This window comes from uncultured Polaribacter sp. (assembly GCF_947500975.1).
Lineage (GTDB): Bacteria > Bacteroidota > Bacteroidia > Flavobacteriales > Flavobacteriaceae > Polaribacter.
This window is the reverse complement of the sequence record NZ_CANMUE010000002.1, coordinates 232,143-257,119: the sequence shown is the minus strand read 5'-3', so window position 1 is coordinate 257,119 and position 24,977 is coordinate 232,143. Positions and strand designations below refer to the sequence as shown.

The 24,977-nt window shown below is 30.1% G+C and carries 18 protein-coding genes and 3 tRNA genes; 4 read left to right on the top strand and 17 right to left on the bottom strand.

From position 1 onward, the window contains the following. The 5 genes from glmM to Q0733_RS03135 form a co-directional block, all read right to left on the bottom strand. Complete coding sequence (glmM, locus tag Q0733_RS03155; RefSeq protein WP_298778862.1) at positions 1-1,392, bottom strand: phosphoglucosamine mutase; 1,392 nt, start codon at positions 1,390-1,392, stop codon at positions 1-3. A 602-nt stretch (positions 1,393-1,994) separates the two neighbouring features. Continuing rightward, positions 1,995-2,068, bottom strand: a tRNA-Arg gene (locus Q0733_RS03150). Between the two features lie 30 nt (positions 2,069-2,098). Then, positions 2,099-2,173: transfer RNA gene (locus Q0733_RS03145), tRNA-Pro, on the bottom strand. Between the two features lie 11 nt (positions 2,174-2,184). Further along, a tRNA-Ser gene (locus Q0733_RS03140) sits at positions 2,185-2,266 on the bottom strand. A gap of 105 nt (positions 2,267-2,371) precedes the next feature. Further along, positions 2,372-4,435 carry an HDIG domain-containing metalloprotein gene (locus Q0733_RS03135; protein WP_298778860.1) on the bottom strand — a complete coding sequence of 688 codons (2,064 nt, stop codon included), beginning with the start codon at positions 4,433-4,435 and terminating at the stop codon, positions 2,372-2,374. Between the two features lie 123 nt (positions 4,436-4,558). Here Q0733_RS03135 and Q0733_RS03130 point away from each other — a divergent pair, with 123 nt between their 5' ends. Both Q0733_RS03130 and Q0733_RS03125 read left to right on the top strand, forming a co-directional pair. Next, positions 4,559-5,734, top strand: coding sequence for an acetyl-CoA C-acyltransferase (locus tag Q0733_RS03130; RefSeq protein ID WP_298778857.1), 1,176 nt, complete (start codon positions 4,559-4,561; stop codon positions 5,732-5,734). A 37-nt stretch (positions 5,735-5,771) separates the two neighbouring features. Beyond that, positions 5,772-6,542, top strand: coding sequence for a C40 family peptidase (locus tag Q0733_RS03125; protein WP_298778855.1), 771 nt, complete (start codon positions 5,772-5,774; stop codon positions 6,540-6,542). 50 nt (positions 6,543-6,592) lie between these two features. Here Q0733_RS03125 and Q0733_RS03120 read toward each other — a convergent pair whose 3' ends face one another. Both Q0733_RS03120 and gyrA read right to left on the bottom strand, forming a co-directional pair. Next, positions 6,593-7,843 carry a tetratricopeptide repeat protein gene (locus Q0733_RS03120; protein ID WP_298778851.1) on the bottom strand — a complete coding sequence of 417 codons (1,251 nt, stop codon included), beginning with the start codon at positions 7,841-7,843 and terminating at the stop codon, positions 6,593-6,595. Positions 7,844-7,871: 28 nt separating this feature from the next. Beyond that, a complete protein-coding gene (gene gyrA, locus Q0733_RS03115) occupies positions 7,872-10,397 on the bottom strand; it encodes a DNA gyrase subunit A (RefSeq protein ID WP_298778849.1) in 2,526 nt (841 codons plus the stop codon). A 262-nt stretch (positions 10,398-10,659) separates the two neighbouring features. Between gyrA and Q0733_RS03110 the strand changes: the two genes are divergently transcribed. Both Q0733_RS03110 and Q0733_RS03105 read left to right on the top strand, forming a co-directional pair. Further along, positions 10,660-13,212: an ATP-dependent Clp protease ATP-binding subunit gene (locus Q0733_RS03110; RefSeq protein WP_298778846.1), complete on the top strand. Its 2,553-nt coding sequence runs from the start codon at positions 10,660-10,662 to the stop codon at positions 13,210-13,212. Between the two features lie 66 nt (positions 13,213-13,278). Further along, positions 13,279-13,965 (top strand): GNAT family N-acetyltransferase, encoded by a 687-nt coding sequence (locus Q0733_RS03105; RefSeq protein WP_298778844.1) that lies wholly within the window; start codon positions 13,279-13,281, stop codon positions 13,963-13,965. A gap of 102 nt (positions 13,966-14,067) precedes the next feature. Here the strand turns inward: Q0733_RS03105 and Q0733_RS03100 are convergent, their stop codons facing one another. From Q0733_RS03100 to hemA, 10 genes are all read right to left on the bottom strand, one after another. Further along, on the bottom strand, positions 14,068-14,802 hold the full coding sequence (locus Q0733_RS03100; protein ID WP_298778842.1) for a DUF6263 family protein: 735 nt from the start codon (positions 14,800-14,802) through the stop codon (positions 14,068-14,070). A gap of 90 nt (positions 14,803-14,892) precedes the next feature. Next, on the bottom strand, positions 14,893-16,212 hold the full coding sequence (locus Q0733_RS03095; protein ID WP_298778838.1) for a dihydrolipoamide acetyltransferase family protein: 1,320 nt from the start codon (positions 16,210-16,212) through the stop codon (positions 14,893-14,895). 182 nt (positions 16,213-16,394) lie between these two features. Next, positions 16,395-17,300, bottom strand: a complete 906-nt coding sequence (gene hemF / locus Q0733_RS03090; protein WP_298778836.1) for an oxygen-dependent coproporphyrinogen oxidase — start codon at positions 17,298-17,300, stop codon at positions 16,395-16,397. Continuing rightward, a complete protein-coding gene (locus Q0733_RS03085) occupies positions 17,290-18,048 on the bottom strand; it encodes an EI24 domain-containing protein (protein ID WP_298778834.1) in 759 nt (252 codons plus the stop codon). The genes hemF and Q0733_RS03085 overlap by 11 nt, the downstream gene beginning before the upstream one ends. Next, positions 18,049-18,393 carry a 5-carboxymethyl-2-hydroxymuconate Delta-isomerase gene (locus Q0733_RS03080; RefSeq protein WP_298778832.1) on the bottom strand — a complete coding sequence of 115 codons (345 nt, stop codon included), beginning with the start codon at positions 18,391-18,393 and terminating at the stop codon, positions 18,049-18,051. It abuts the gene before it with no gap. 1 nt (position 18,394) lies between these two features. Further along, positions 18,395-19,423, bottom strand: coding sequence for a uroporphyrinogen decarboxylase (gene hemE / locus Q0733_RS03075; protein ID WP_298778830.1), 1,029 nt, complete (start codon positions 19,421-19,423; stop codon positions 18,395-18,397). A 92-nt stretch (positions 19,424-19,515) separates the two neighbouring features. Further along, positions 19,516-20,805 (bottom strand): glutamate-1-semialdehyde 2,1-aminomutase, encoded by a 1,290-nt coding sequence (gene hemL, locus Q0733_RS03070; protein WP_298778828.1) that lies wholly within the window; start codon positions 20,803-20,805, stop codon positions 19,516-19,518. A gap of 86 nt (positions 20,806-20,891) precedes the next feature. Next, positions 20,892-21,857, bottom strand: coding sequence for a porphobilinogen synthase (gene hemB, locus Q0733_RS03065; RefSeq protein WP_298778826.1), 966 nt, complete (start codon positions 21,855-21,857; stop codon positions 20,892-20,894). An 80-nt stretch (positions 21,858-21,937) separates the two neighbouring features. Beyond that, on the bottom strand, positions 21,938-23,533 hold the full coding sequence (gene hemC / locus Q0733_RS03060; protein ID WP_298778823.1) for a hydroxymethylbilane synthase: 1,596 nt from the start codon (positions 23,531-23,533) through the stop codon (positions 21,938-21,940). Between the two features lie 10 nt (positions 23,534-23,543). After that, positions 23,544-24,779, bottom strand: coding sequence for a glutamyl-tRNA reductase (hemA, locus tag Q0733_RS03055; protein ID WP_298778821.1), 1,236 nt, complete (start codon positions 24,777-24,779; stop codon positions 23,544-23,546). Between the last annotated feature and the right edge of the window lie 198 nt (positions 24,780-24,977).

The following is a 24,977-nucleotide window of genomic DNA, read 5'->3' as shown; positions in this document are numbered from 1 at the left end:
TTAAGCTATTATTTCTTTAATTTCATTAATAAACCTCACAGCTAAATCATCGGCAGCTTGTTGAGATTTTGCTTCTGTATAAATTCTAATAATTGGCTCTGTATTTGATTTTCTTAAATGAATCCATTCATCTGCAAAATCAATTTTTACACCATCAATTGTATTAACATCTTCATTTTTATAGGTTGATGCCATTGTTTCTAAAATTTGATCAACATTAATTTCTGGAGTCAATTGAATTTTATTTTTACTCATAAAGTAACTTGGATAAGAATCTCTTAACGTTTTACAAGAAACCTTTTGATGTGCTAAATGAGATAAAAATAAAGCAACGCCTACTAAAGAATCTCGTCCATAATGAGAAGCGGGATAAATGATACCTCCATTTCCTTCTCCACCAATTACAGTATTAGTTTCTTTCATTTTAATAACCACATTTACCTCTCCAACTGCTGATGCGGTATATGTACCCCCATGTTTTTCAGTTACATCTCTTAAGGCTCTTGAAGAAGATAAATTAGAAACTGTGTTTCCTCCTTTTAGTCTACCTAAAACATAATCTGCGCATGCAACTAAAGTGTACTCTTCTCCAAACATAGAACCATCTTCAGAAACAATAGCTAATCTATCAACATCTGGATCTACTACAATTCCAAAATCTGCTTTTTCTTTTACAACAAGTTCTGAGATATCAGTTAGATGTTCTTTTAAAGGTTCTGGATTATGAGGAAATTGTCCATTTGGAGTACAATATAATTCAACACATTTTACCCCTAACTTTTTTAACAAAGCAGGTATAAAAATTCCTCCTGTAGAATTTACACCGTCTACAACTACTTTAAATTTTGCTTTTTTTATAGCTTTTACATCAACTAAATCTAGTTTTAAAACTTCTTTGATATGCTTTTTTAAATATTTTTTATTTTTTTTATAGTAGCCTAAATCATCAACTTCTGCAAAAGAAAAGTTTTCACTTTCAGCTAAAGCTAAAATTTGTTCACCTTCTGAACCATTTAAAAACTCTCCTTTTTCGTTTAATAACTTTAAAGCATTCCATTGTTTTGGATTATGAGAAGCAGTTAAAATAATACCTCCATCTGCTTTTTCTAAAGGCACAGCAACCTCTACAGTTGGTGTTGTAGACAAGCCTAAATCTACTACATTAATCCCTAAACCCACTAATGTATTTGCTACTAAACTAGAAATCATTTTACCCGAAATACGGGCGTCTCTACCAATAACAACTTTTATTTTTTTCTTTCCAGAATTTCTTTCTTTTATAAATGCTCCGTAAGCTGAAGCAAATTTTACTGCATCTATAGGAGTCAGATTATCAGCTGTTTTACCACCAATTGTACCTCTTATTCCTGATATCGATTTTATTAATGTCATAAGTATTTTTAATATACTAACAAAGATAAATTAATTTAAAGACATGTTTAAACACGTATTGTAAATAATAGAAAACTTTAACTTAAAAATTTCTTAAATCTAACACATAACTCATTCTTAAAGAAAAATTACACATTCCATTTTTTGTAAAATTGAGTTAAAAATATTTAATTTATGATTTGTTTTTTATTCCTTCATAATTTAACAACTTGAATCAAAGTTTAAAAAAAGAAAAAATGTTGAGTGTTTAAGAATTATTGATAAATAATTACTGAATTATAAAAGTTCAGTTCTGAAATGTTATTTAAATTATTGCTAACCTACAAACAAAAAAACCTCACATTTCTGTGAAGCTTTGTTGTTGCATGTACACTTTCTTATTTATCCTGTTTCTTTGTAGAAAAAAGAGAACAGATAGTTTGTAATTATTCATAGTTTTTGTGTTTTATAAAATGGTACACCTGATTGTTAACCTAACAAGATGTAATTTGATTAAGAATGTGTTTGAATTGAAATTGACATGAAGTATTACAAACGCTTACAAAACCCTACAAAACCTATAAACAACAAAAAACCTTCACTAATTAAAGTGAAGGTTTAAGTGAGCCCTGAAGGATTCGAACCTTCGACCGCCTCCTTAGAAGGGAGGTGCTCTATCCAGCTGAGCTAAGAGCCCGTAATTTTTTAGTTGTTACGACCAACTCTGTCGGGGTGGCAGGATTCGAACCTGCGACCTCCTCGTCCCAAACGAGGCGCGATGACCGGGCTACGCTACACCCCGAGGCAATTTTGCGGAGAGACAGGGACTCGAACCCTGGCGACCCTAAGGTCGACAGATTAGCAATCTGCTGCATTACCACTCTGCCATCTCTCCAAGACTATTTAAACTTTAAAAGCTTAAATAAAATTGCGAGTGCAAATGTAATATTCAAATTACAATTTACCAAAGTTTTTTTGTGTTTTTATTATAAAAATTTAACTATTCTGGATACTCAACTCTTAGGTGATAAATATTCATCAATTTCTTTTTAATTACCTTTTTTATAATTTGAATTTCTTTAAAAGTAATATCAGAATTTAAGAACTGATTGTCAGACATTTGCTTATCAATGATTTTATCAATTAAATTATTAATAGTAATTGCCGTGGGTATTTTTATGCTTTTTGAAGCGGCTTCTGCTGCATCACACATCATTAAAATTGCTGTTTCTTTTGAAAAAGGTATTGGACCTTTATATTGAAACTTTTTAACATTTACTTTTGTATCAGGATTTAACTCCTGCTCTTTTTTATAAAAATAATAAGTGGTACTTGTTCCATGATGTGTTCTAATAAAATCAATAATTCTGTCCGGAAGATTATACTTTTTAGCTAATTCTATTCCTTTTATAACATGATCTGTAATAATTTTTGCGCTATCAATTGGCGATAAATCATTATGAGGATTTACACCAGTAGATTGATTTTCTGTAAAATACATTGGATTCATCATTTTACCTATATCATGATACAAAGCCCCCGCTCTAACTAACATTGAGTTAGCTCCTATTTCATTTGCGGCAGCTTCAGCCAAATTAGCAACCTGCATAGAATGTTGAAACGTACCTGGTGCTTTCTCATTTAATTCTCTTAATAATTTTGAATTTGTATTTGACAACTCCAACAAAGTAACATCAGAAACTAGTCCAAAAACTTTTTCATACACATAAATTAAAATGATTGATAAAAAAGAAAGCAATCCGTTTAAAGCAAATAAAACAAAATATTCTAAATTTATTTGAGACGGACTTCCTTCTCTTATAATTGAAAATGCAAAATAAGTAATCATATAGATTAAGGTAATCTGCGCAACCGAAATAAATAAATTTGCCCTCTTGTATAGTTCTGAAACTGTTAAAATAGTAACAATTCCTGCAATAATATGCAGATAAATAAATTCGAAACTATTAGGTACAATATACCCTAAAAGTAAAACTGTTAATACATGCGTAAACAAACCTAATCTTGCATCAAAAAAGGCTTTAATAATAATTGGAAGTATACTTAATGGAACTACATACAAATAATCTGAATTGTACTTTATGACCAATGTTTGTACAAAAATCATTACAAAAACATTGAAAAAGATAAAAGTTACTTTATTATTATTATTAAAAATTTCAATTCTGTATTTATATAAAAACAGAAACAGCATTAATAATGCTAAAGACACTAAAATAGTGTAACCAAAAACAATCCAATTATAATTAGAATCTGTCCAAACTTTAGACTCAGACTCACTTTTTAAAGAGTTTAAAATTGCTAATTTTTTCCCCTCAACAATATCTCCTTTTAAAATAATTAATTCTCCTGATGATACTTTTCCTTTTGTATAGGAAATATTGTTAACCTCATTATCAATTACTTTTTCTGTAAGTGCCTGGTCATAAAAAACATTTGGTTTAATAATACTAACTAAAAGATCTAACATTGCTTTTTGTCCATTATTATATGGCTCATTCCCTAAATCACTTTTAATAATTGATAAAACATTTTTTGAAATCAATAATTTTTTGAATAAAACATCAGAAACTTCATTGTCTTTTTTAAGAACAATAATATCATTCTTGTTAGAAACAATAGTTTCGCTTTTTGCATCTAAAAATCCAGTTTTATATACCTTCTTAATTATTTTATCTCCAATATTTTTAAAATTGTTTATTTCAGAAACAGTTAAAGTATCGTTTGAATTTAAGCTTGAAAATTTCTTTTTAAAATTTTCTTTTACATCTGATACTGTTTTGGTATCATATAAAAAATAATACTTAGAATTTACCTCTATTTCTTTAGTTTCACTCTTGATCTCTTCATGGCTTTTTTGAATTGCAAAATCAAATGGAGCATATAAATTATCATATTTCCAAAGTTGACCATTATTAAAATCGTACTTAAAATGAATACCTTTTGGAAATAAATACACAATAGAAACAGTGGTAATTAAAAATAAAATTACCTTGAAAATAATTGTGTTATTTCTGTAAATTTTATTTACAATTTCACTCATATATTTTATACTTAATACAACAAACTTACAGTAAAATAATGAAGGTTAAAAATTACAATTGTAATAAGATTTTTTTTTGATTTAATTTGGTTATTTTAGCCCTATAAAATCAAACATAAATTTATGAAAGACGTAGTAATTGTATCAGTAGCAAGAACTCCAATTGGAAGCTTTATGGGAAGTTTATCTAACATACCTGCAACCGTTTTAGGAGCAACTGCAATTAAAGGCGCATTAAATAAAATTAATCTTGCCCCTAATTTGGTTGAAGAAGTTTTTATGGGTAATGTTGTTTCTGCAGGCTTAGGACAAGCCCCTGCAAGACAGGCTGCCATTTTTGCTGGAATTCCAGATACCGTTCCTTGTACAACCATAAATAAAGTTTGTTCCTCTGGTATGAAATCAATTATGTTAGCAGCGCAAACTATTGCTTTGGGTGATGCTGATGTTGTAGTTGCCGGTGGGATGGAAAACATGAGTTCTATACCTCATTACCAATACGCTAGAAACGGAGCCAAATTTGGACCAATTACTATGGAAGATGGAATGCAAAAAGATGGCTTAGTAGATGCTTATGGCAAAGTTGCAATGGGGGTTTGTGCTGATGAATGTGCTACAGAATATCAATTTTCTAGAGAAGATCAAGATGCATTTGCTATTCAATCTTACAATCGTTCTGCTAAAGCTTGGAGCGAAGGTAAATTTGCTGATGAAATTGTACCTGTAGAAATTCCACAAAGAAGAGGAGAACCAATTATATTTTCTGAAGATGAAGAATATAAGATTGTAAAGATGGAAAAAATTCCAGCTTTAAGAGCTGCTTTTACTAAAGACGGAACGGTAACTGCCGCAAACGCATCAACAATAAATGATGGTGGAGCCGCATTGATTTTAATGTCTGCAGATAAAGCCAAAGAGTTAAACCTTACCCCTATTGCCAAAATTAAAAGTTATGCCGATGCAGCACACGAACCTAAATGGTTTACAACCGCACCTGCAAAAGCATTACCTAAAGCATTGGCAAAAGCTAATATTTCTATTGATGATGTTGATTATTTTGAATTAAATGAAGCATTTTCTATTGTTGGTTTAGCTAATATGAAAATTTTAGGAATTACTGATGATAGAGTAAACGTAAATGGTGGCGCAGTTTCTTTAGGACATCCATTAGGTGTTTCTGGAGCAAGAATTGTAATTGCATTAACATCTATTTTAAAACAAAATAACGCCAAAATTGGAGCTGCAGCAATTTGTAATGGTGGTGGTGGTGCAAGTGCAATAGTAATTGAAAGAGTATAATTTTATATCAATAAATTTTCACCTCAAAACCCACAACTTGTTTTACGGTATATGCAATCTTAGTATTATTCCTGTTCGTCTAGAAGCTTCAGATACTTCAGAAATGACAAACCAACTCTTATTTGGAGAGCATTTTATTGTTTTAGAAAAGCAAAAAAAATGGAGTAAAATAAAGCTACATTTTGATAATCATGAAGGTTATATTGATAATAAACAGTTTGTAGAGATCTCTGAAGAAAATTACACTAAATTAACTAACCAAGACACCATATATTCTGGTGAAATTATAGATTTTATTACAAGTACTTCAAATGAATTAATTACTATTCCTTTAGGGTCTAATTTACCTTTTTTTGAAAACCAAAAACTTAATATTAACTCAAAATATTATAATTATGAAGGAAAATTTTTATCTGGCACAAAACCTAAATCTGATGTTATTCAAATAGCATATACTTTTTTAAACTCACCTTATTTATGGGGAGGAAAAACTCCTTTTGGTATTGATTGCTCAGGTTTTACACAATTAGTATATAAATTATGTGGCTACAAATTATTAAGAAATGCAAATCAACAAGCTACTCAAGGTGAAGTTTTAAGCTTTATTGAAGAAAGCGAAGCAGGTGATTTAGCTTTTTTTGATGATGATGAAGGCAATATAAATCATGTTGGTATCATTTTAAATGATTACAACATCATACATGCACATGGAAAAGTAAGAATTGATACTTTAGACCATAGTGGTATTTTTAATACAGACCTACAGAAACACACACATAAACTTAGAGTGATTAAAAAAATCATATAAAAAATCCGAAACGTTTAAATTTCGGATTTTTTTATATAATTAAATTAAGCTTAATTCTTATCTTTCAATTCTTTAAAAATAGCTCTGAATTTATCTCCCTCAGCTTCCATTTCTAAATTATCATAGATATTTAAAAGAGCTTTAACAGTATCAATAGACCTTTTTAAACTATCCGCTTTTTCTAAATATGGTAATGCGTCTTTATTAATAGCCTTTAATTTTACTTCTAAAGCTTCATAAACTTTGTCGTTTGACAAATTATTATTCATCTCCTCTATAACAGGAATTCTTTTATTTAATATAGAAACCCCTAAATTAAGGTAAGCATCTGCGTAATCAGGTCTTAACTCAATAGCTTTTTTATAATAGCCAATAGCTTCTTCAGCTTTATTTTGCCTAGCATTTACAACACCTAAATTATAAAATAAAGTAGGGTTTTCTGGATCTAATTTAACAGCCTCTACCATTAACTCACCAAATTTATCCATTTTATCAAGTTTAACATATAAATCAGCCTCATTTAAAATAAGATTTAAATCTTTAGGATCACTTTTTCTTGCTTCTTGTAAAGCTAAAATTGCTTCATCAGTTTTTCCTAATTTTACATAATTATAACCAATACTTTTTACAATCAAAGATTTTTTAGATTCAGTTGAAACTTCTGTAGGGTTGGTATATTTACCTAACTTAACCATTAAATCTCTATTACTTTTACCTCCTAAATTTTCTTTTTTATTGTTAGATTTATTAACTGCAAAATATTGAGTTTCTGAACCATTATATCCAATCTCTTGTAATATTTTATAATATTCGTTAGATTTTTCATACTCTTTAGCTCTAGCAGCACTAGCAGCAGCATTATATAAAAAAGAAGTATCAGTTGGACTTAATTTATATGTAAGATAAAAGTTTTTAGCAGCTTCTTTAAAATCCTGATCATTATTATAAAGATCTATTCCTTTTTGAGAAACAAACTGAATTAATTCATTTAATTTAGGTTTAGCAGCTTTTGTGTATTTAGATTTCCCAATCTCTTTTTCATAAGAAAATAATTTATTATAAGCATCTGCAGCTTTTTCAACATCTGACTTTCCATAAGCTTGCCCTTTTAAGAATAAGTATTTAGCCTTATACTTAGCATCCATAGAATCTTCTAACCCTTGTATAGAAAGAATAGCTGCTTTAGCTGTTTTAAAATCATTTTTTTTAAGTGCTTTTTCAGCGGCTTTCAACTCATTTTTCTGAGCATATGCTCCAATAGTCATTAATCCTAATGAAAACGCTATAATTTGTTTTTTCATTTTAATCCTTATTTAAATTTATTGTTTGTTATTCTTGATTTTCTTCTGAACTGTTTTCAATATCCGTGCCAATTTCATTTTCAGTTTCTACTCCATCTTCAATTTCATCTTCATTTTCTTCACGCATAACTTTAGCAACTGCAGCAATACTGTCATCTTCTTTAATATTTATTAGACGAACTCCCTGTGTTGCACGTCCCATAACTCTTAAATCTTCAACAGCCAATCTAATAGTTAATCCAGATTTATTAATAATCATTAAATCATTTGAATCATCTACATTTTTAATTGCTACCAAATTACCTGTTTTCTCAGAGATATTTAGTGTTTTTACACCTTTACCACCTCTATTAGTAACCCTGTAATCTTCTAATTTAGAGCGTTTTCCATAACCTTTTTCCGAAACAACAAGAATATTACTTTCCATATCGTTTACAGCTACCATACCAATTACTTCATCATTCTCATGTTGCAAGGTAATACCTCTTACACCAGAAGCAGTTCTACCCATTGGACGTGTTTTTGCTTCTTCAAAACGAATAGATTTCCCAGACTTTAATGCTAACATTACCTGACTGTCTCCGGTTGTTAATTTAGCTTCTAACAACTCATCACCTTCTTTAATGGTAATTGCATTAATACCATTTGTTCTTGGACGAGAATACTGCTCTAAAGAAGTCTTTTTAACTTGACCTTTCTTCGTTGCCATAATTACATAATGATTATTTATGTATTCTTCATCTTTTAAATCTTGTGTAACTAAAAACGCTTTTACAGAATCGTCTTGTTCTATATTGATTAAATTTTGCATCGCTCTTCCCTTGGTATTTTTTCCACCTTCAGGAATTTCATAAACTCGCATCCAAAATACTTTTCCTTTTTGAGTAAAAAACATCATATATTGATGATTTGTACCCACAAATAAATGCTCTAAAAAGTCTTCATTTCTTGTAGTTGCTCCTTTTTGCCCTCTTCCTCCTCTATTTTGAACTTTATATTCATCTAAATTAGTTCGTTTTAAATATCCTGCGTTAGAGATTGTAACAACTACTTTTGTATTAGGAATCATATCTTCAATACGCATATCGCCACCAGCATATTCTATTACAGACCTACGTTCATCTCCATATTTATCTTTAATATGTACTAACTCGTCTTTTACAATTTGATAACGTCTTGGTTCATTTGCTAAAATATCTTTTAAATCAGCAATTGTAATCATAATATCATCATACTCAGCACGCAACTTATCTTGCTCTAATCCTGTTAATTGACGCAAACGCATTTCTACTATTGCCTTCGCTTGAATTTCTGTTAATTCAAAACGCTCTATTAATTTCTCTCTAGCTTCATCGGCATTAGAAGAAGCTCTAATAATTTTTATGACTTCATCAATATTATCAGAAGCAATAATTAAACCTTCTAAAATATGGGCTCTTGCTTCAGCTTTCTTTAATTCGAATTCAGTTCTACGAACAATAACCTCATGTCTATGTTCTACAAAGTAATGAATTAATTGTTTTAGATTTAATTGCTCTGGTCTTCCGTTTACTAATGCAATATTATTTACACTAAAAGAAGTTTGTAATTGTGTGTATTTAAATAATTTATTTAAAATGATATTTGGTATTGCATCTCTTTTTAAAACATATACAATACGCATTCCGTTTCTATCAGACTCATCTCTAATATTAGAAATCCCTTCTAATTTTTTATCATTTACTAATTCAGCAGTTTTTTTAATCATTTCTGCTTTATTAACCTGATAAGGAATTTCTGTAACAATAATGCACTCACGTCCTTTTACCTCTTCAATAATCGCTTTAGCACGCATTACAATTCGTCCACGGCCAGTATGAAAAGCATCTCTTACCCCATCATAACCATAAATGATTCCTCCTGTAGGAAAATCTGGCGCAGTAATATGCTGCATTAATTCATCAATTTCAATATCTCTATTATCAATATAAGCAACAGTACCATTTATAACTTCTGTTAAGTTGTGAGGCGCCATATTTGTGGCCATACCTACAGCAATACCAGAAGCTCCGTTTACCAATAAATTAGGAATTCTTGTAGGTAAAACAGTTGGTTCTTGCAGAGTATCATCAAAATTTAGACGATGATCTACGGTATCTTTTTCAATATCTGCTAACATTTCTTCAGATATTTTCTGCATTCTCACCTCCGTATAACGCATTGCTGCCGGAGAATCTCCATCTACAGAACCAAAGTTTCCTTGCCCATCTACCATCATGTAACGCACACTCCAATCTTGAGCCATACGCACCATAGAGTCGTAAACAGAAGTATCTCCATGTGGATGATACTTACCTAAAACTTCTCCAACAATTCTTGCCGATTTTTTATACGCTCCAGTTGCTTTAATTCCTAGTTCATGCATACCATACAAAACCCTTCTATGAACTGGTTTTAAACCATCTCTTACATCTGGTAATGCTCTTGAAACGATTACAGACATTGAATAATCAATGTATGCAGCTTTCATCTGATCTTCAATGTTAATAGGAATTAACTTTTCTCCTTCTGCCATATATATTTATATTAATTTTTAATCATTTTTTTAAAACAAGGCAAGATACTACTTCTGTTAGTTTTAACAAAGGTTTTAAACGAATCAACATAGCATAGTTATCAACATTTTTTGATAATTTTTAACAACCTTTTACTCTCTTGATTTTCAATAGTTTTCTATCCTTATTTAATAGTCAAAATGTCATATTTTTTGTATTGGCATATTTTTTGTAATTTTTAATAAAAAAAAGGACTAAATTTACATCAATATAGAAAAAATTATGGACGAAAATTTTTCACCAAGAGTTAGAGATGTCATTACTTTTAGTAAAGAAGAAGCTTTAAGACTAGGACACGATTTTATAGGAACTGAACATCTTTTACTAGGAGTAATTAGAAAAGGAGAAGGAAAAGCAATTGAAATTTTATCTGCTTTTGATATAGATTTCATTTTATTGCGTAAAAAACTAGAGCAGTTAAACCCTGCAAACCCTAGTTTTGTATCTGAAAATGAAAAACCTAATTTACACTTAACAAGACAAGCAGAAAAAGCGCTAAAAACTACTTTTTTAGAAGCAAAGTTATATCAAAGCGAATCTATAGATACAGCACATTTATTATTGTGTATTCTTAGAAATGAGAATGACCCAACTACTAAATTGGTTCAAAAATACAATGTAAATTATGAAGATGCTAAAGCATTATATAAACAATTACATGTAGACGACATTGATGTAGATTTACCTACAAACCCAATAGCAGAAACACCCTCTGATGATGAATTTCCATCTGAAAAATCAAACCCTTTTGAACAATCTGCAAAAGGAAAAAATGTAAAAAAATCAAAAACTCCTGTTTTAGATAATTTTGGTAGAGATTTAACACTATTAGCCGAACAAGGTAAACTAGATCCTGTTGTTGGAAGACAAAAAGAAATTGAACGTGTTTCTCAAATTTTAAGTAGAAGAAAGAAAAACAACCCAATGTTAATTGGTGAACCTGGTGTTGGTAAATCTGCCATTGCAGAAGGTTTAGCTTTAAGAATTACAGAACGTAAAGTTTCTAGAATTTTATTTGACAAAAGACTTGTTTCTTTAGATTTAGCAAGCTTAGTTGCTGGAACAAAATACAGAGGTCAGTTTGAAGAACGTATGAAAGCTTTAATGAATGAATTGGAAAAAAATGATGATATTATTCTCTTCATTGATGAAATTCATACCATAGTTGGCGCAGGTGGCGCAACTGGATCATTAGACGCCTCAAACATGCTTAAACCAGCCTTAGCAAGAGGAGAAATACAATGTATTGGAGCAACAACTTTAGATGAATTTAGAACAAACATTGAAAAAGATGGTGCTTTAGAGCGTCGTTTTCAAAAAGTAATTGTAGACCCAACTTCTGTTGAAGAAACCATTCAAATATTACAGAACATTAAAGGTAAATATGAAGAACATCATCATGTAAATTACACATACGATGCATTAGAAGCTTGTGTAAAACTTACTAATAGATACATGACAGACCGATATTTACCTGACAAGGCTATTGACGCATTAGATGAAGCGGGTTCTAGAATACATATCACAAACATTGTAGTACCAAAACAAGTTTTAGAATTAGAGGCAAAATTAGAAGTTATTAGAGATTTAAAAACTAAAGCTGTCAACGGTCAAAAATATGAAGAAGCTGCTAAACTACGTGACGATGAAAAAAACATGGAATCGGCATTAAATTCTGCGCAAAAACAATGGGAAGACGACTCTAAATTAAATAGAGAAATTGTAACCGAAGACAATGTTGCAGAAGTAGTTTCTATGATGACAGGCATTCCTGTAAATAGAGTTGCTGAAGCTGAAAGCAACAGGTTACATGAATTACCTTCATTAATTAAAGGAAAAGTAATTGGGCAAGATGAAGCCGTTACCAAAGTTGTAAAAGCTATTCAAAGAAATAGAGTTGGTTTAAAAGATCCAAATAAACCAATTGGTTCCTTTATTTTCTTAGGACAAACAGGTGTTGGTAAAACACAATTAGCAAAGGTTTTAGCACGCGAATTATTTGATTCTGACGATTCTTTAATTAGAATTGACATGAGCGAGTACATGGAAAAATTTGCAATTTCGCGTTTAATTGGTGCACCTCCAGGTTATGTTGGCTACGAAGAAGGCGGTCAATTGACAGAAAAAGTAAGAAGAAAACCTTATTCAGTTGTATTATTAGATGAAATTGAAAAAGCACATCCAGATGTGTTTAATATGTTACTTCAGATTTTAGATGATGGGCATATTACTGATAGTTTAGGTAGAAAAATAGACTTTAGAAATACCATAATTATTATGACTTCTAATATCGGCGCACGTCAATTAAAAGACTTTGGTGGTGGTGTAGGATTCGGAACTTCTTCTAAAAAAGAACAAGCAGATGATCATGCAAAATCTGTTATAGAAGGTGCTTTAAGAAAATCTTTTGCACCAGAATTTTTAAACAGAATTGATGATGTTATTGTTTTTAATGCTTTAGAAAGAGAAGATATCCATTCAATTATTGATATTGAGTTAGATAAGCTACTAAAAAGAATCTCTGATTTAGGTTATACGTTAAATTTAAGCGAGAAAGCAAAAGATTATATAGCAGACAAAGGTTTTGATAAAAAATATGGAGCTAGACCTTTAAAAAGAGCTATTCAGAAATATATAGAAGACGCTTTAGCTGAAGAAATAGTAAATTCTAAACTTTCAGAAGGCGATACAATTGAAATGGATTTTGATGATGACAAAAATAAACTCACCATTAAAATTGAAAAAGGCGAAAAAAAACCTGAAACAAAATCTTAACAAGATTATATATTAATTAATAAAAAAACTCGAAAATTCTTCGAGTTTTTTTATTAAATTTAAACAATGGTTAGTTTAGAAGAAAAATTAAAAAATCCTGTTTGGTATTCTTTAAAAGAAACTCACAATAAATTTCTTATCGAAGAAGATGAAGTAAATTTCTATAACCCTAAGGTTAATAATTTTGGTGCTTTTTTTGATACTGGTAAAACTGCAAAAGCGCTAACTAATTATTCAAAATTAACCAATAATTTCTTTTTGGTTTCTGAACACCAAACCCCTATTATTGATAACAATAATGTTATTTTAGAAAAAAAAATTGACGGTTGTCAAATGGTTTTAGATAACCTACAAAACATTAACATAACTGAAGAAATTATTTTATTAACTGAAAAAAATATAAACGAAGTTTATGATTTAATTTGGTTGGTAATGCCTGGGTTTTATCAAAAAAGAGGCTTTGAAATGGGAAAATTCTATGGCATTTTTAAAAACAACAAATTAGTTTCAATTTCTGGACAAAGGATGCAAACTAATTCTTTTATAGAAATAAGCTCTGTCGTTACACACCCTGATTTTACAAAAAAAGGACTTGCTAAACAATTAGTTGCTCATACCACCAAAGAAATTTTAAAAGAAAACAAACTTCCAATTTTACATACTAATAAAGGAAACCCGGCAATTGGTTTATATAAAAAACTTGGCTTTAAAATTACTAGAGATATGAACTGGTGGCTATACTCTAAAAAATAAAAAAATTTTTTTTCTAAAAAAACATATCACTAAAATCCAAAACAAAAAAAATGCTTGAATATATTCCAAACATTTTTTTAAAACATTAATAATCTTTAATTTTTATACTTTTTTAATACTAATTTTAGAATTAGCTTTAATTTCATTTCCTCCGATTAAAACAGTAAACTCAACATCTCCCTTTTTTTGAACACCTGTGCTAATATCTATCTCCACCTTTCCTTTAATAGTTCCTTCTCCAGGACCAGAAACCGTACCTGAAACATCCAAATAAACAGTTCCGTTTTCAATCCTTAAAACCTTATACACTGTATTACTTTTCATTCCTTGTGTTTCATTTTTTAAAGACCATGTAGAACCTACAGAAACTTTTTCTTCTGGAAAATTAATTGAATTTGATTGTTTGATCATTTGACTCATTCCCGGAATTTCGGGTATTATTTTAACATCTATATTTTTTCCTAGATTATTAATTGTACTGTAAATAATAGCTTCCATCATAGGATCAAACTCTTTTTTTAACATCTTACCAGTTTCATCTAAATCTTCATTTTTTTTTCTAGAATCAAAACTCATGATGTTTAATCCTTGAGCCATTTCCATAACAATTTTAGAAATCTTAGATTCAGTTTTAAAATTATCACCATCAATATCTTCAACAATCATATTCATAGACATTTTCATATCCATACCACCTTGAGAACCCATATCTTGTTTAGATTCAAGGTCAAGAACATACATATCTCCTTTTTGATAATTTACTCTTAGCAATACTGATTCTTGAGAAATAACAGACAAAGACGTTAATACTAAAAGCACTATTATAATTCTTTTCATTTTATTTTTTTTAAAATTAATTTTCGAATATAAGTTTAAAAAAAAGTCTCTGAAAATTCAGAGACTTCTTTTTGCTAAATATTTTTATTTTTAAAAACTTGCATCCAAATCCCAAGCCTCTAGGTTTTCTTTTAATGTTTTAATAAACATACCTCCTAAAGCCCCATTTACGACTCTGTGATCGTAAGAATGTGAAACAAACATTTTTTGTCTAATACCTATAAAATCTCCATCAGGTGTTTCAATAACCGCTGGCACTTTTCTAATAGCACCAAGTGCTAAAATAGCAACTTGAGGTTGATTAATAATTGGTGTACCCATTACTGACCCAAAACTACCAACGTTTGTTACTGTATATGTACCATCCTGGATATCGTCTGGTTTTAATTGATTATTTCTTGCTCTGTTTGCTAAATCATTTACAGATTTTGTCATACCAACTAAATTCAATTGATCAGCATTTTTAATAACAGGAACAATTAAATTTCCATCTGGTAAAGCAGCAGCCATACCTAAATTTATATTTTTCTTTTTGATGACATTATCACCATCAACAGATATATTAATTAGCGGGTATTGTTTAATTGTTGATGCAATTGCTTGCATTAAGATTGGCGTAAAAGTTAGCTTTTCTCCTTCTCTTTTCAAGAAATCATCTTTAACTTTATCTCTCCATTTTACAATATTAGTAACATCAATCTCTATAAACGATTGTACATGAGCAGAAGTTTGAACAGAGTCTACCATGTGTTTAGCAATCAGTTTACCCATTCTACTTATTTCAATGATTTCATCTCCTCCGTTTACAGAAACCGGAGCTGCATTTTCAACTACTTTTTGAATCAGCTTAACAGGTTCTTTTACTGTTTGGTTAGCTGTATTTTGAGAGATATTACCTCTATTTGATATATAAGCTAAAATATCTTCTTTAGTAACTCTATTATCTTTACCAGAACCAGAAATAGTTTCTAGCTCAGACATAGAAACACTTTCTGTTTGAGCAATATTTCTAACTAATGGTGAATAAAACCTACCAGAATCTGAGGTTTTAGAAATTGGAGTTGCAACAACTTCAATTGCCTTTTCAATTGTTTTTTCTATCTCTTTAACCTCTATTGAAGTTTCATTATTTTTTTTGGGTGAGGGGATAATTTCAACAACATCATCACCATCTGTTTCAATTATAGCAATTGTATCTCCAACAGCAACAACATCATCTTTTTGAAATAAAATTTCTGTCAAAGTTCCTTCCACTTCACTTGGTACCTCAGAGTCTACTTTATCTGTAGCAATTTCTACAATAGCCTCATCCAACTCTACAGTTTCTCCTATTCCTTTTAACCAAGTAGTAATTGTTGCTTCTGCAACACTTTCTCCCATTTTTGGTAATTTCAATTCGAATCTTGCCATCTAAATTTGATTTTGAGACTGCAAAAATACAAAAAAGTGATGGTTCTATGATCATTTTTGTAGTAAAATTTTAGCAGCAATATTTAAAACAAATTAAATATTTAACAATTAAACATTGAAAAAACTTAATTATTTTAAACATAACACACTTAATACATTAAAAAACAAATAATAATTCAAAATCAAAGCAACCAATCTTTAGGATTAGCCAAAACGGATAGTAGTTTAGCTTCCTCAGAATTTTCTTCTGGAATATGATTGTATTTCCATTGTACAATTGGTGGCAAGCTCATTAAAATACTTTCTATTCTACCATTTGTTTTTAAACCAAAAAGTGTGCCTCTATCATGCACTAAATTAAACTCTACATAACGCCCTCTTCTTACTTCTTGCCAATCTTTGTGTTCTTTTGTAAAGATTATCTCTTTTCTTTTTTCAACAATAGGCACATAACTTTCTAAAAAACGATTACCAACTTCAGTTACAAAATTGAATCTATCTTCAATTGTAAAGTCTGCTGTTTCTTTTTGATAATCAAAAAATAAACCACCAATTCCACGCGCTTCATCTCTGTGAGTATTCCAGAAATACTCATCACAAGTTTTTTTAAACTTCGGATAAAACTCTAGATTATGTTTATCACAGGCTGATTTACAAACAGTATGAAAATGAATTGCATCTTCATCAAATAAATAATAAGGTGTTAAATCTTGCCCACCACCAAACCATTGGGTTACAATATCGCCTGAAGAATTATACATTTCAAAATAGCGCCAATTTGCATGCACAGTGGGTACAAACGGATTTTTTGGGTGCAATACCAAACTTAATCCACAAGCAAAAAAATTACCTTCTTTTACTTTAAATTGATTTCTTAAAACTTCTGGTAATTCACCATGAACAGCAGAAATATTGACACCTCCTTTTTCAAAAACAGCTCCATTTTCTATCACTCGGGTTCGTCCTCCTCCACCTTCTTTTCTCTTCCAAATATCTTCTTTAAAAGTAGCTTTTCCATCTACTTTTTCTAAGGCTGATGTAATAGTATCTTGTAAATTTTCTATGTATTTATAAAACTTATTTTTCATAAACGAACTCTTGTTTGTTATGTAATATTGCCAATGTTTTTGTTGATGCAGCTGTTACAGATAAAGGTAAAACGATAATAATCCCTATAATAGGAATTAACAAAAACAACATAAAAACAAGACCATTTCCTATAGCATAACCTTTATTTTGACCAACAAAACTTACACTTTTTTTATAATTTAAATGACGTTCTAACGTATAATCCATATTCCCAAAACCAGCATAATACGCTTGCACCAAGAACAATAAAAGTGTCGAAAATATATTTACAACCGGAATAAACTTCAGCAATAAAATTGGCAATGTAATTAAGAGTTCTTTAAAAAGATTTCTAACATTTATTCTAATCCCTCTAATTAATTGCTCAGTATTTGTTGTTTTTCTGTGCAAATGCTTCAAATCACCATAAAAATGTTTTTCAATTTTTTCCGATACGGGTGTCATAAATGGTGCAGAAAGCGCCATTATAATATGCTTATATAGAATTAGCCCAATAATTAATATAATTAATCCACCTATAAAATTACTGATTGATGTGAATGTTTCTTTACCCAAATCCCAAATCCAGATTTTAGAAATATACTCTCCAATATTATCTGACAAAACATAAGCTTCTATTGCTATTAAAACAAAAGTAACAACACTAATTAAAATAGGAATTATAAAATATTTCCAGAGTTTTAGTTTAGAAATTAACTCAAAAGCCCCAACATATTCTTTTATTCCTAAAATTATATTTTTTATCATTTAAATCATAGATTTATTAAAATATGATGCTTTTTCAAAATCTCTAATATTTATAGAAATAATAGGCACCTCAAGAAATAATTCATTCAACTTAGTTACAATCTGTTTCGATAAATTTGCCTTTTGTTCATTAGATCTTCCTTCCATAATATTTGCAAATACATGTATAAAATCGGCTTTTCCACCTTGAACTAAAGAATATTTAAAAGGATTTAAACGAACTTTAATATCATTTCTATCAAATAAACCTGTAGAAAAAGCAGTTTCAAAAACAGCTTCAATGATTTTTAAAGGTTCATGAATTTCTAAAATATTTTCTGAACAATCTAAAATAAAATGTGGCATTTTAATTTGCTTTATACTCTTTTACAGCATCTACAAATGCCTTCGCATTTTCTAACGGAATGTTTGGTAAAATTCCATGACCAAGATTCACAATATATCTATCTTTCCCAAATTCGTTAATCATTTGAGTTACCATTTTTTTAATTTCTGATGGTGGCGAAAATAATCTCGATGGATCAAAATTACCTTGTAAAGTAATATTTCCTCCTGATAAATAACGAGCATTTCTTGCAGAACAAGTCCAATCTACCCCCAAAGCAGAAGCTCCAGATTTAGACATATCATTCAATGCAAACCAACATCCTTTTCCAAATGCAATTACAGGTGTAATACCTTTTAAAGCATCTATAATTTGTTGAATATATTGCCAAGAAAATTCTTGATAATCAGTTGGCGACAACATACCTCCCCAAGAATCAAAAACCTGAACTGCATTTACACCAGCCTCAACTTTTGCTTTTAAATAGGCAATAGTTGTATCAGTAATTTTTTGCAATAAACTATGCGCAACAACAGGATTTGTAAAACACAATTCTTTGGCTTTATCAAAGTTTTTAGAACCCTGACCTTGCACACAATAACATAAAATTGTCCAAGGAGAGCCTGCAAAACCAATTAAAGGAATTTCATCATTTAGTTTTTCTTTTGTAGCTTTTATTGCTTCCATTACATAACCCAATTCTTGATGAACATCTGGCACAATAACTGAATCTAAATCTTTTTGACTTCTAATTGGATTTGGCAAATAAGGACCAAAATCTGGTTTCATTTGTACTTCAATATTCATTGCTTGCGGAATAACCAATATATCAGAAAATAAAATGGCAGCATCCATTCCGTATCTACGTATAGGTTGAACCGTAATTTCTGATGCCAATTCTGGAGTTCTACAACGTGTAAAGAAATCGTATTTATGTTTGATTTCCATAAACTCTGGCAAATATCTTCCTGCTTGACGCATCATCCAAACTGGTGGTCTATCAACAGTTTCTCCTTTTAATGCTCTTAAAAATAAATCGTTTTTTATCATAATACTATTAGACGTCATTTCGATTGTAATGAAGCAATCTACTTATTCATTCAGAGATTACTTTGTCATTCCCCCTCGTAATGACGATTTATTTACATTTTAGAAACAGCTAACATTGCCTTATCAACTGCTTTTTTAATAATTTTAATATCTTTTTCTTTTAAAGCTGATGATAAAAACCAGGCTTCAAACTGACTTGGTGGTAAAAACACACCGTTTTTTATCATTTCCCAAAAAAATACTGAAAACTTACCTGTGTCTGACGTTTGTGCTTGCTCAAAATTCGTTATTTCACTATTCGTGAAAAACGGATTTAACATTGAGCCAAACCTATTTACAATTAAATCGACGTTGTATTTTTTAGCTGAATCCAATAAAATAGTTTCTATTTCCCCTCCTATTTCTTCAAATTTTTGATATGGATTTTGCTTTTTTAATTCAGTTAATGTTGCTATTCCGCCTGCCATCGCAATTGGATTTCCACTCAAAGTTCCTGCTTGATACATACCCCCTAAAGGTGCAACTTCTTGCATAATTTCATTTCTTGCCCCATAAGCTCCAACAGGAAAACCTCCTCCAATTACTTTTCCTAAACATGTAATATCTGCTGTAACACCTAGCAAATCTTGCGCTCCACCAAATTTAGAACGGAAGCCTGTCATTACTTCATCAGCAATTAACAAAGCATTTTTAGTTTCTAAATATTCTTTTAATTCTTTTAAGAAATCATTTTGCGGAATAACAACTCCCATATTTCCACCAATTGGCTCAATAATTACAGCTGCAATATTATCATCATCCTCAAAGTGTTTTTTTACACTTTCTAAATTATTGTATTCTGCAATTAATGTGTTTTTTACAGCACCTTCAGGAACTCCTTTAGATCCTGGCAAACTCAATGTTGCCAAACCAGAACCTGCCGCTACCAACAACGCATCTTGATGTCCGTGATAGCAACCTGCAAATTTTATAATTTTATCTTTTCCTGTAAATGCTCTTGCCAAACGGATTCCGCTTAAAACCGCTTCTGTACCAGAATTCACAAAACGGACTTTATCCATTTCAGGAAAAGCATCACAAACTATTTTTGCTAATTTAATTTCATTTTCTGTTGATGCTCCAAAAGAATATCCATTTTTCAATGCTTTTTCAACTCCTTTTTGCACTTTTTTATGACGATGACCTAAAATCATTGGTCCATAAGAAAGTACTAAATCTACATACTCATTATTATCAACATCTGTAATTTTAGTTCCTTTTGCTTTTTTAATAAATAACGGATTTCCACCAACTGAAGAAAAAGCTCTAACAGGAGAATTAACCGCACCTACAAGGTTTTTTAAACCTTTTTTATATAATTTTTCTGATTTTTTGAATGTCATGACTTTTAGTTTTTCAGTTATTACGAACATAGTTAAGTAATCTTGCTAATTAAAAGACTACTTCGTCATCCTTGCTAGTAATGACGTTATTTTTTCAACAATATTCTCGCGGCTTCCTTAGCAAAATAGGTAATAATAATATCTGCTCCTGCTCTTTTCATAGACAGTAAACTTTCCATCATCACTTTTTCACCATCAATCCAACCTTTTTCTGCTGCAGCTTTTACCATTGCATATTCTCCACTTACATTATAACAAGCAATTGGTCTATCAAAAGTATTTTTTAAATCCCTAATGATATCCAAATAGGAAAGTGCTGGTTTTACCATTAAAATATCTGCACCTTCTTGATCATCAAAAGTTGCTTCACGCATCCCTTCATCTCTGTTTGAAGGATCCATTTGATAGGTTCTTCTGTCTCCAAAAGTAGGTGCAGAATCTGCAGCATCTCTAAATGGACCATAAAAAGCGGATGCGTATTTTACAGAATACGCCATAATTGGCAAATTTGAAAAACCTGTATTATCTAAAGATTGGCGAATCATATCAATAGTTCCATCCATCATTCCTGAAGGTGCAACCATATCTACTCCTGCTTTTGCGTGCGAAATTACTTGTTTTGCGATATTTACTAAAGTTGCATCATTATCAACATCATTATCATGTATAATTCCACAATGCCCGTGCGAAGTATATTCACAAAAACAAACATCTGTAATTACATATAAGCTTGGATAATTCTTTTTTATAAAACGGATTGCTTGTTGCATAATTCCGTTATCATTCCATGTTTCTGTACCTTCTTCATCTTTATTTGAAGGTATGCCGAATAATAAAACTGCAGGAATATTTAATTCAACTACCTCATCTAATTCTTTCGAAATTCTATCTAAAGAAAAACGTTTGATGCCTGGCATAGAAACAATTTCTGTTTCAATATTTTCTCCTTCTTCAATAAAAAGTGGGTAGATAAAATCGTCTACAGATAGTTTAGTTTCTCTAACTAATCTTCTTATTCCATCTGATTTTCTTAGTCTTCTAGTTCTAAACATTTTCTATTATTTTGTCATTGCGAGGTACGAAGCAATCTCTCTATGTATACAGATTGCTTCGTACCTCGCAATGACTTAAATTATTCTCCTGAAAAATAACTATTTACCATCTCTAAAACATTATCAACACTTGGCATATTAGCAACTTCTACTTTTTCAAAATGCTTTCTAGCTTCTTTTGCTGTAGTTTCTCCAATACAAAAGGCAACCTTATCTTTACCATTTTTACCCAAATAGCTTTCAATTCCTGACGGACTATAAAACAAAACCCCATCAATAGAATCATCTAATTTAACAGGACTTAACATGGTTTTATAAACCTCAACTTCATTTACAACAATATCATTTGCTTGTAAAAAAACTGGTAAAACATCTAATCTTACATTACTACAAAAATAAGTAACTTCTTTAATTTCAGATTCTTTTGACAAATATTCTGAAAGCTTTTTAGCATTTTTAGCTACATAGGCAACCTTACCTATTCTGTTTTCAATCAATTTTTTAGTTCTTCTACCAACACAAAAAATATTCTTGAAATTCATTTCATCTTTAGTAAAAGAATTTAAAAGTGCTTCTACTCCATTTTGGCTCGTAATTACAACATTTTCAATTTCATTTTTTATCACTTTAGCAGGAATTCTATTAAAACGGATTTTAATAAAATCACTATCTTCTACACCAATTGCTGGTGATAAAATTTCTTTTTGAGCTTCAGAAAGTTTTTTAGTTGAATAAATTTTATGAACTGCAGAAGCTTTATTATCGTCATCTTCTAACATCAATTCTTTTCCACCTCTATTAATAATATAATCTGCACAATCTTTTGCCAGATAATGATGACTTCCTAATTTGATACTCTTGTTAACAGTAATCTTTTTAGAACCGTCTTTTTTTAATAAAACACCTTTAAAATTAACTTCTTCTGTTTTTGCATCTACATAAGCTAAAGCACCAATTGGGGCCGTACAACCACCTTCTAAAAGTCTTAAAAACTCACGCTCTATACCTACACAAACTTTTGTCTCATGATGGTTTAATTGCTCACAAGCGTCTAAAACATAATCATCTTTTTCTAAAGCTGCAATCATTACCGTACCTTGTCCTGGTGCAGATATCATCCAAGATAAATCCACTGAAGTTTCTGGTCTAATTTTCAACCTTTCTAAACCTGCCGCTGCAAAAACGGCTCCATTCCAAGTATCGCTATCCTCTAGTTTTTGTAAACGTGTATTTACATTCCCTCTTAAATCTTCTACTTTATGTGTTGGATATCTATTTAACCACATGGCTTTTCTTCGCAAACTTCCTGTTGCTATGATTCCATTTGGTTCTCCAAAAAACTCTTCATTACCTTTTAAAACTAAAATATCATTATAATTTCCTCTTTTTAAAACGGCAGCTTGCACAATACCTTCTGGCAAAGAAGTTGGCACATCTTTTAAAGAATGTACAGCAATATCAATAGAACCATTTAAAAGAGCAATATCTAAATTTTTTGTAAAAATCCCGGTAATACCAAGCTCATACAAAGGCTTATCTAAAATAAGATCTCCTGTAGATTTTATAGGTACAATTTCTGTTTGATAACCTAAAGATTCTAACTCTTTTCGTACTTTATCCGCTTGCCAAAGAGCTAATTGACTATCACGTGTACCTATTCTAATTATTTTTTGCATTGGTATATTGTTAGGCTTGAAAAACCTTTTTCATCACTTGAATACTTTGTGAAGCAGAGATTTCTTCATCTTTTAAATGTTTTACAAACTGTGTTGTAATTTTTTGGATAAAACGTGATGTTAAGATTTCTGCTTGATTTTCATCAAAGTTTTTAATTTTCTTTTTTTGAAAAGCAATTTCGTCTTTTTTAATATTTTCTAAAGATTCTTTTAAAGCATTAATTGCCGGGGTAAATCTTCTATGATTTAACCAGTCATTAAACTCAGTTTTATGCGTTTCAATAATAGTTTCTGCTACCGGAATTTCTTGTTTTCTAATTTCTAAAGTTTCATCAGTAATTTTAGAAAGTTCATCCACATTTACCAACTTTACATTTTTAAAATCAGTAATATTTTTGGCAACGTTTTCTGGCATAGATAAATCTAAAACCAATATTTTTTTCCCTTGTTTTATATTTTTTTGAGTAATGGTAGGTTTTTCTGCACCAGTAGACACTATTAAAACATCTGCTTTTTCAACCTCAGCATCTAAATTATTAATTGTAGATTTTCTAATTGAAGGATGCTCTTTTACAAACTCTGTTGCTTTTTCTTCTGTTCTATTAATTAAACAAACCGATTTATTTTGCGTGTATTCTGCTAAATTTTTACAAGTATGTTTTCCCATTTTACCTAAACCAAAAACCAAAATATTTTTAGAATTATAATCTGATAAATTTGAGATAATATATTGTACTGCAGCATAAGAAACTGAAGTTGTACCAGAACTTATTTTAGTCTCGTTTTTAACACGTTTACTTGCCTGCATTACGCTATTTAACAACCTTTCTACATAAGCATTTGTAGTATTGCATTTTTTTGCAAGTTTAAAAGATTGCCTTAATTGACCTACAATTTCATAATCTCCTAAAATTTGGCTTTCTAATCCTGTACCAATTCTAAAAAGATGATTAATTGCTTCTTTATCTTTATAAACATTAGAAATTTTAGCAAACTCTTCTACCGTTCCTTCAGAAAACTTACACAATAATTGAATTAACTGATAAGGATGTTCTGCAAAACCAGATATTTCTGTTCTATTACATGTAGACAAAACAAAAATCCCATCAAAACCGGCATGTTTTGCCTCTTCCAATAAAATAACTTGATTTTCTTTTGATAGAGAAAACTTACCACGCATATGACCATCAGCTTTTTTATAACTAACACCAATGTTGTAAAAATTTGTTTGTTTACTTTCTATCATGTATTTTTTAAAACACGTCAAAAGTAAAAACTTCAATCAGATAAAAATATCGCTGTAAGTACTTTTTATATCGTTATATGTTTTTTAGATCTAATTTATTTTAAATACATCTAAAAAACGTTATTTTTGTAATGAAATCAACATCTTTGACTATTTTTATATAGAATGATTCTAAATAGAAATAGATTTAATTAATGC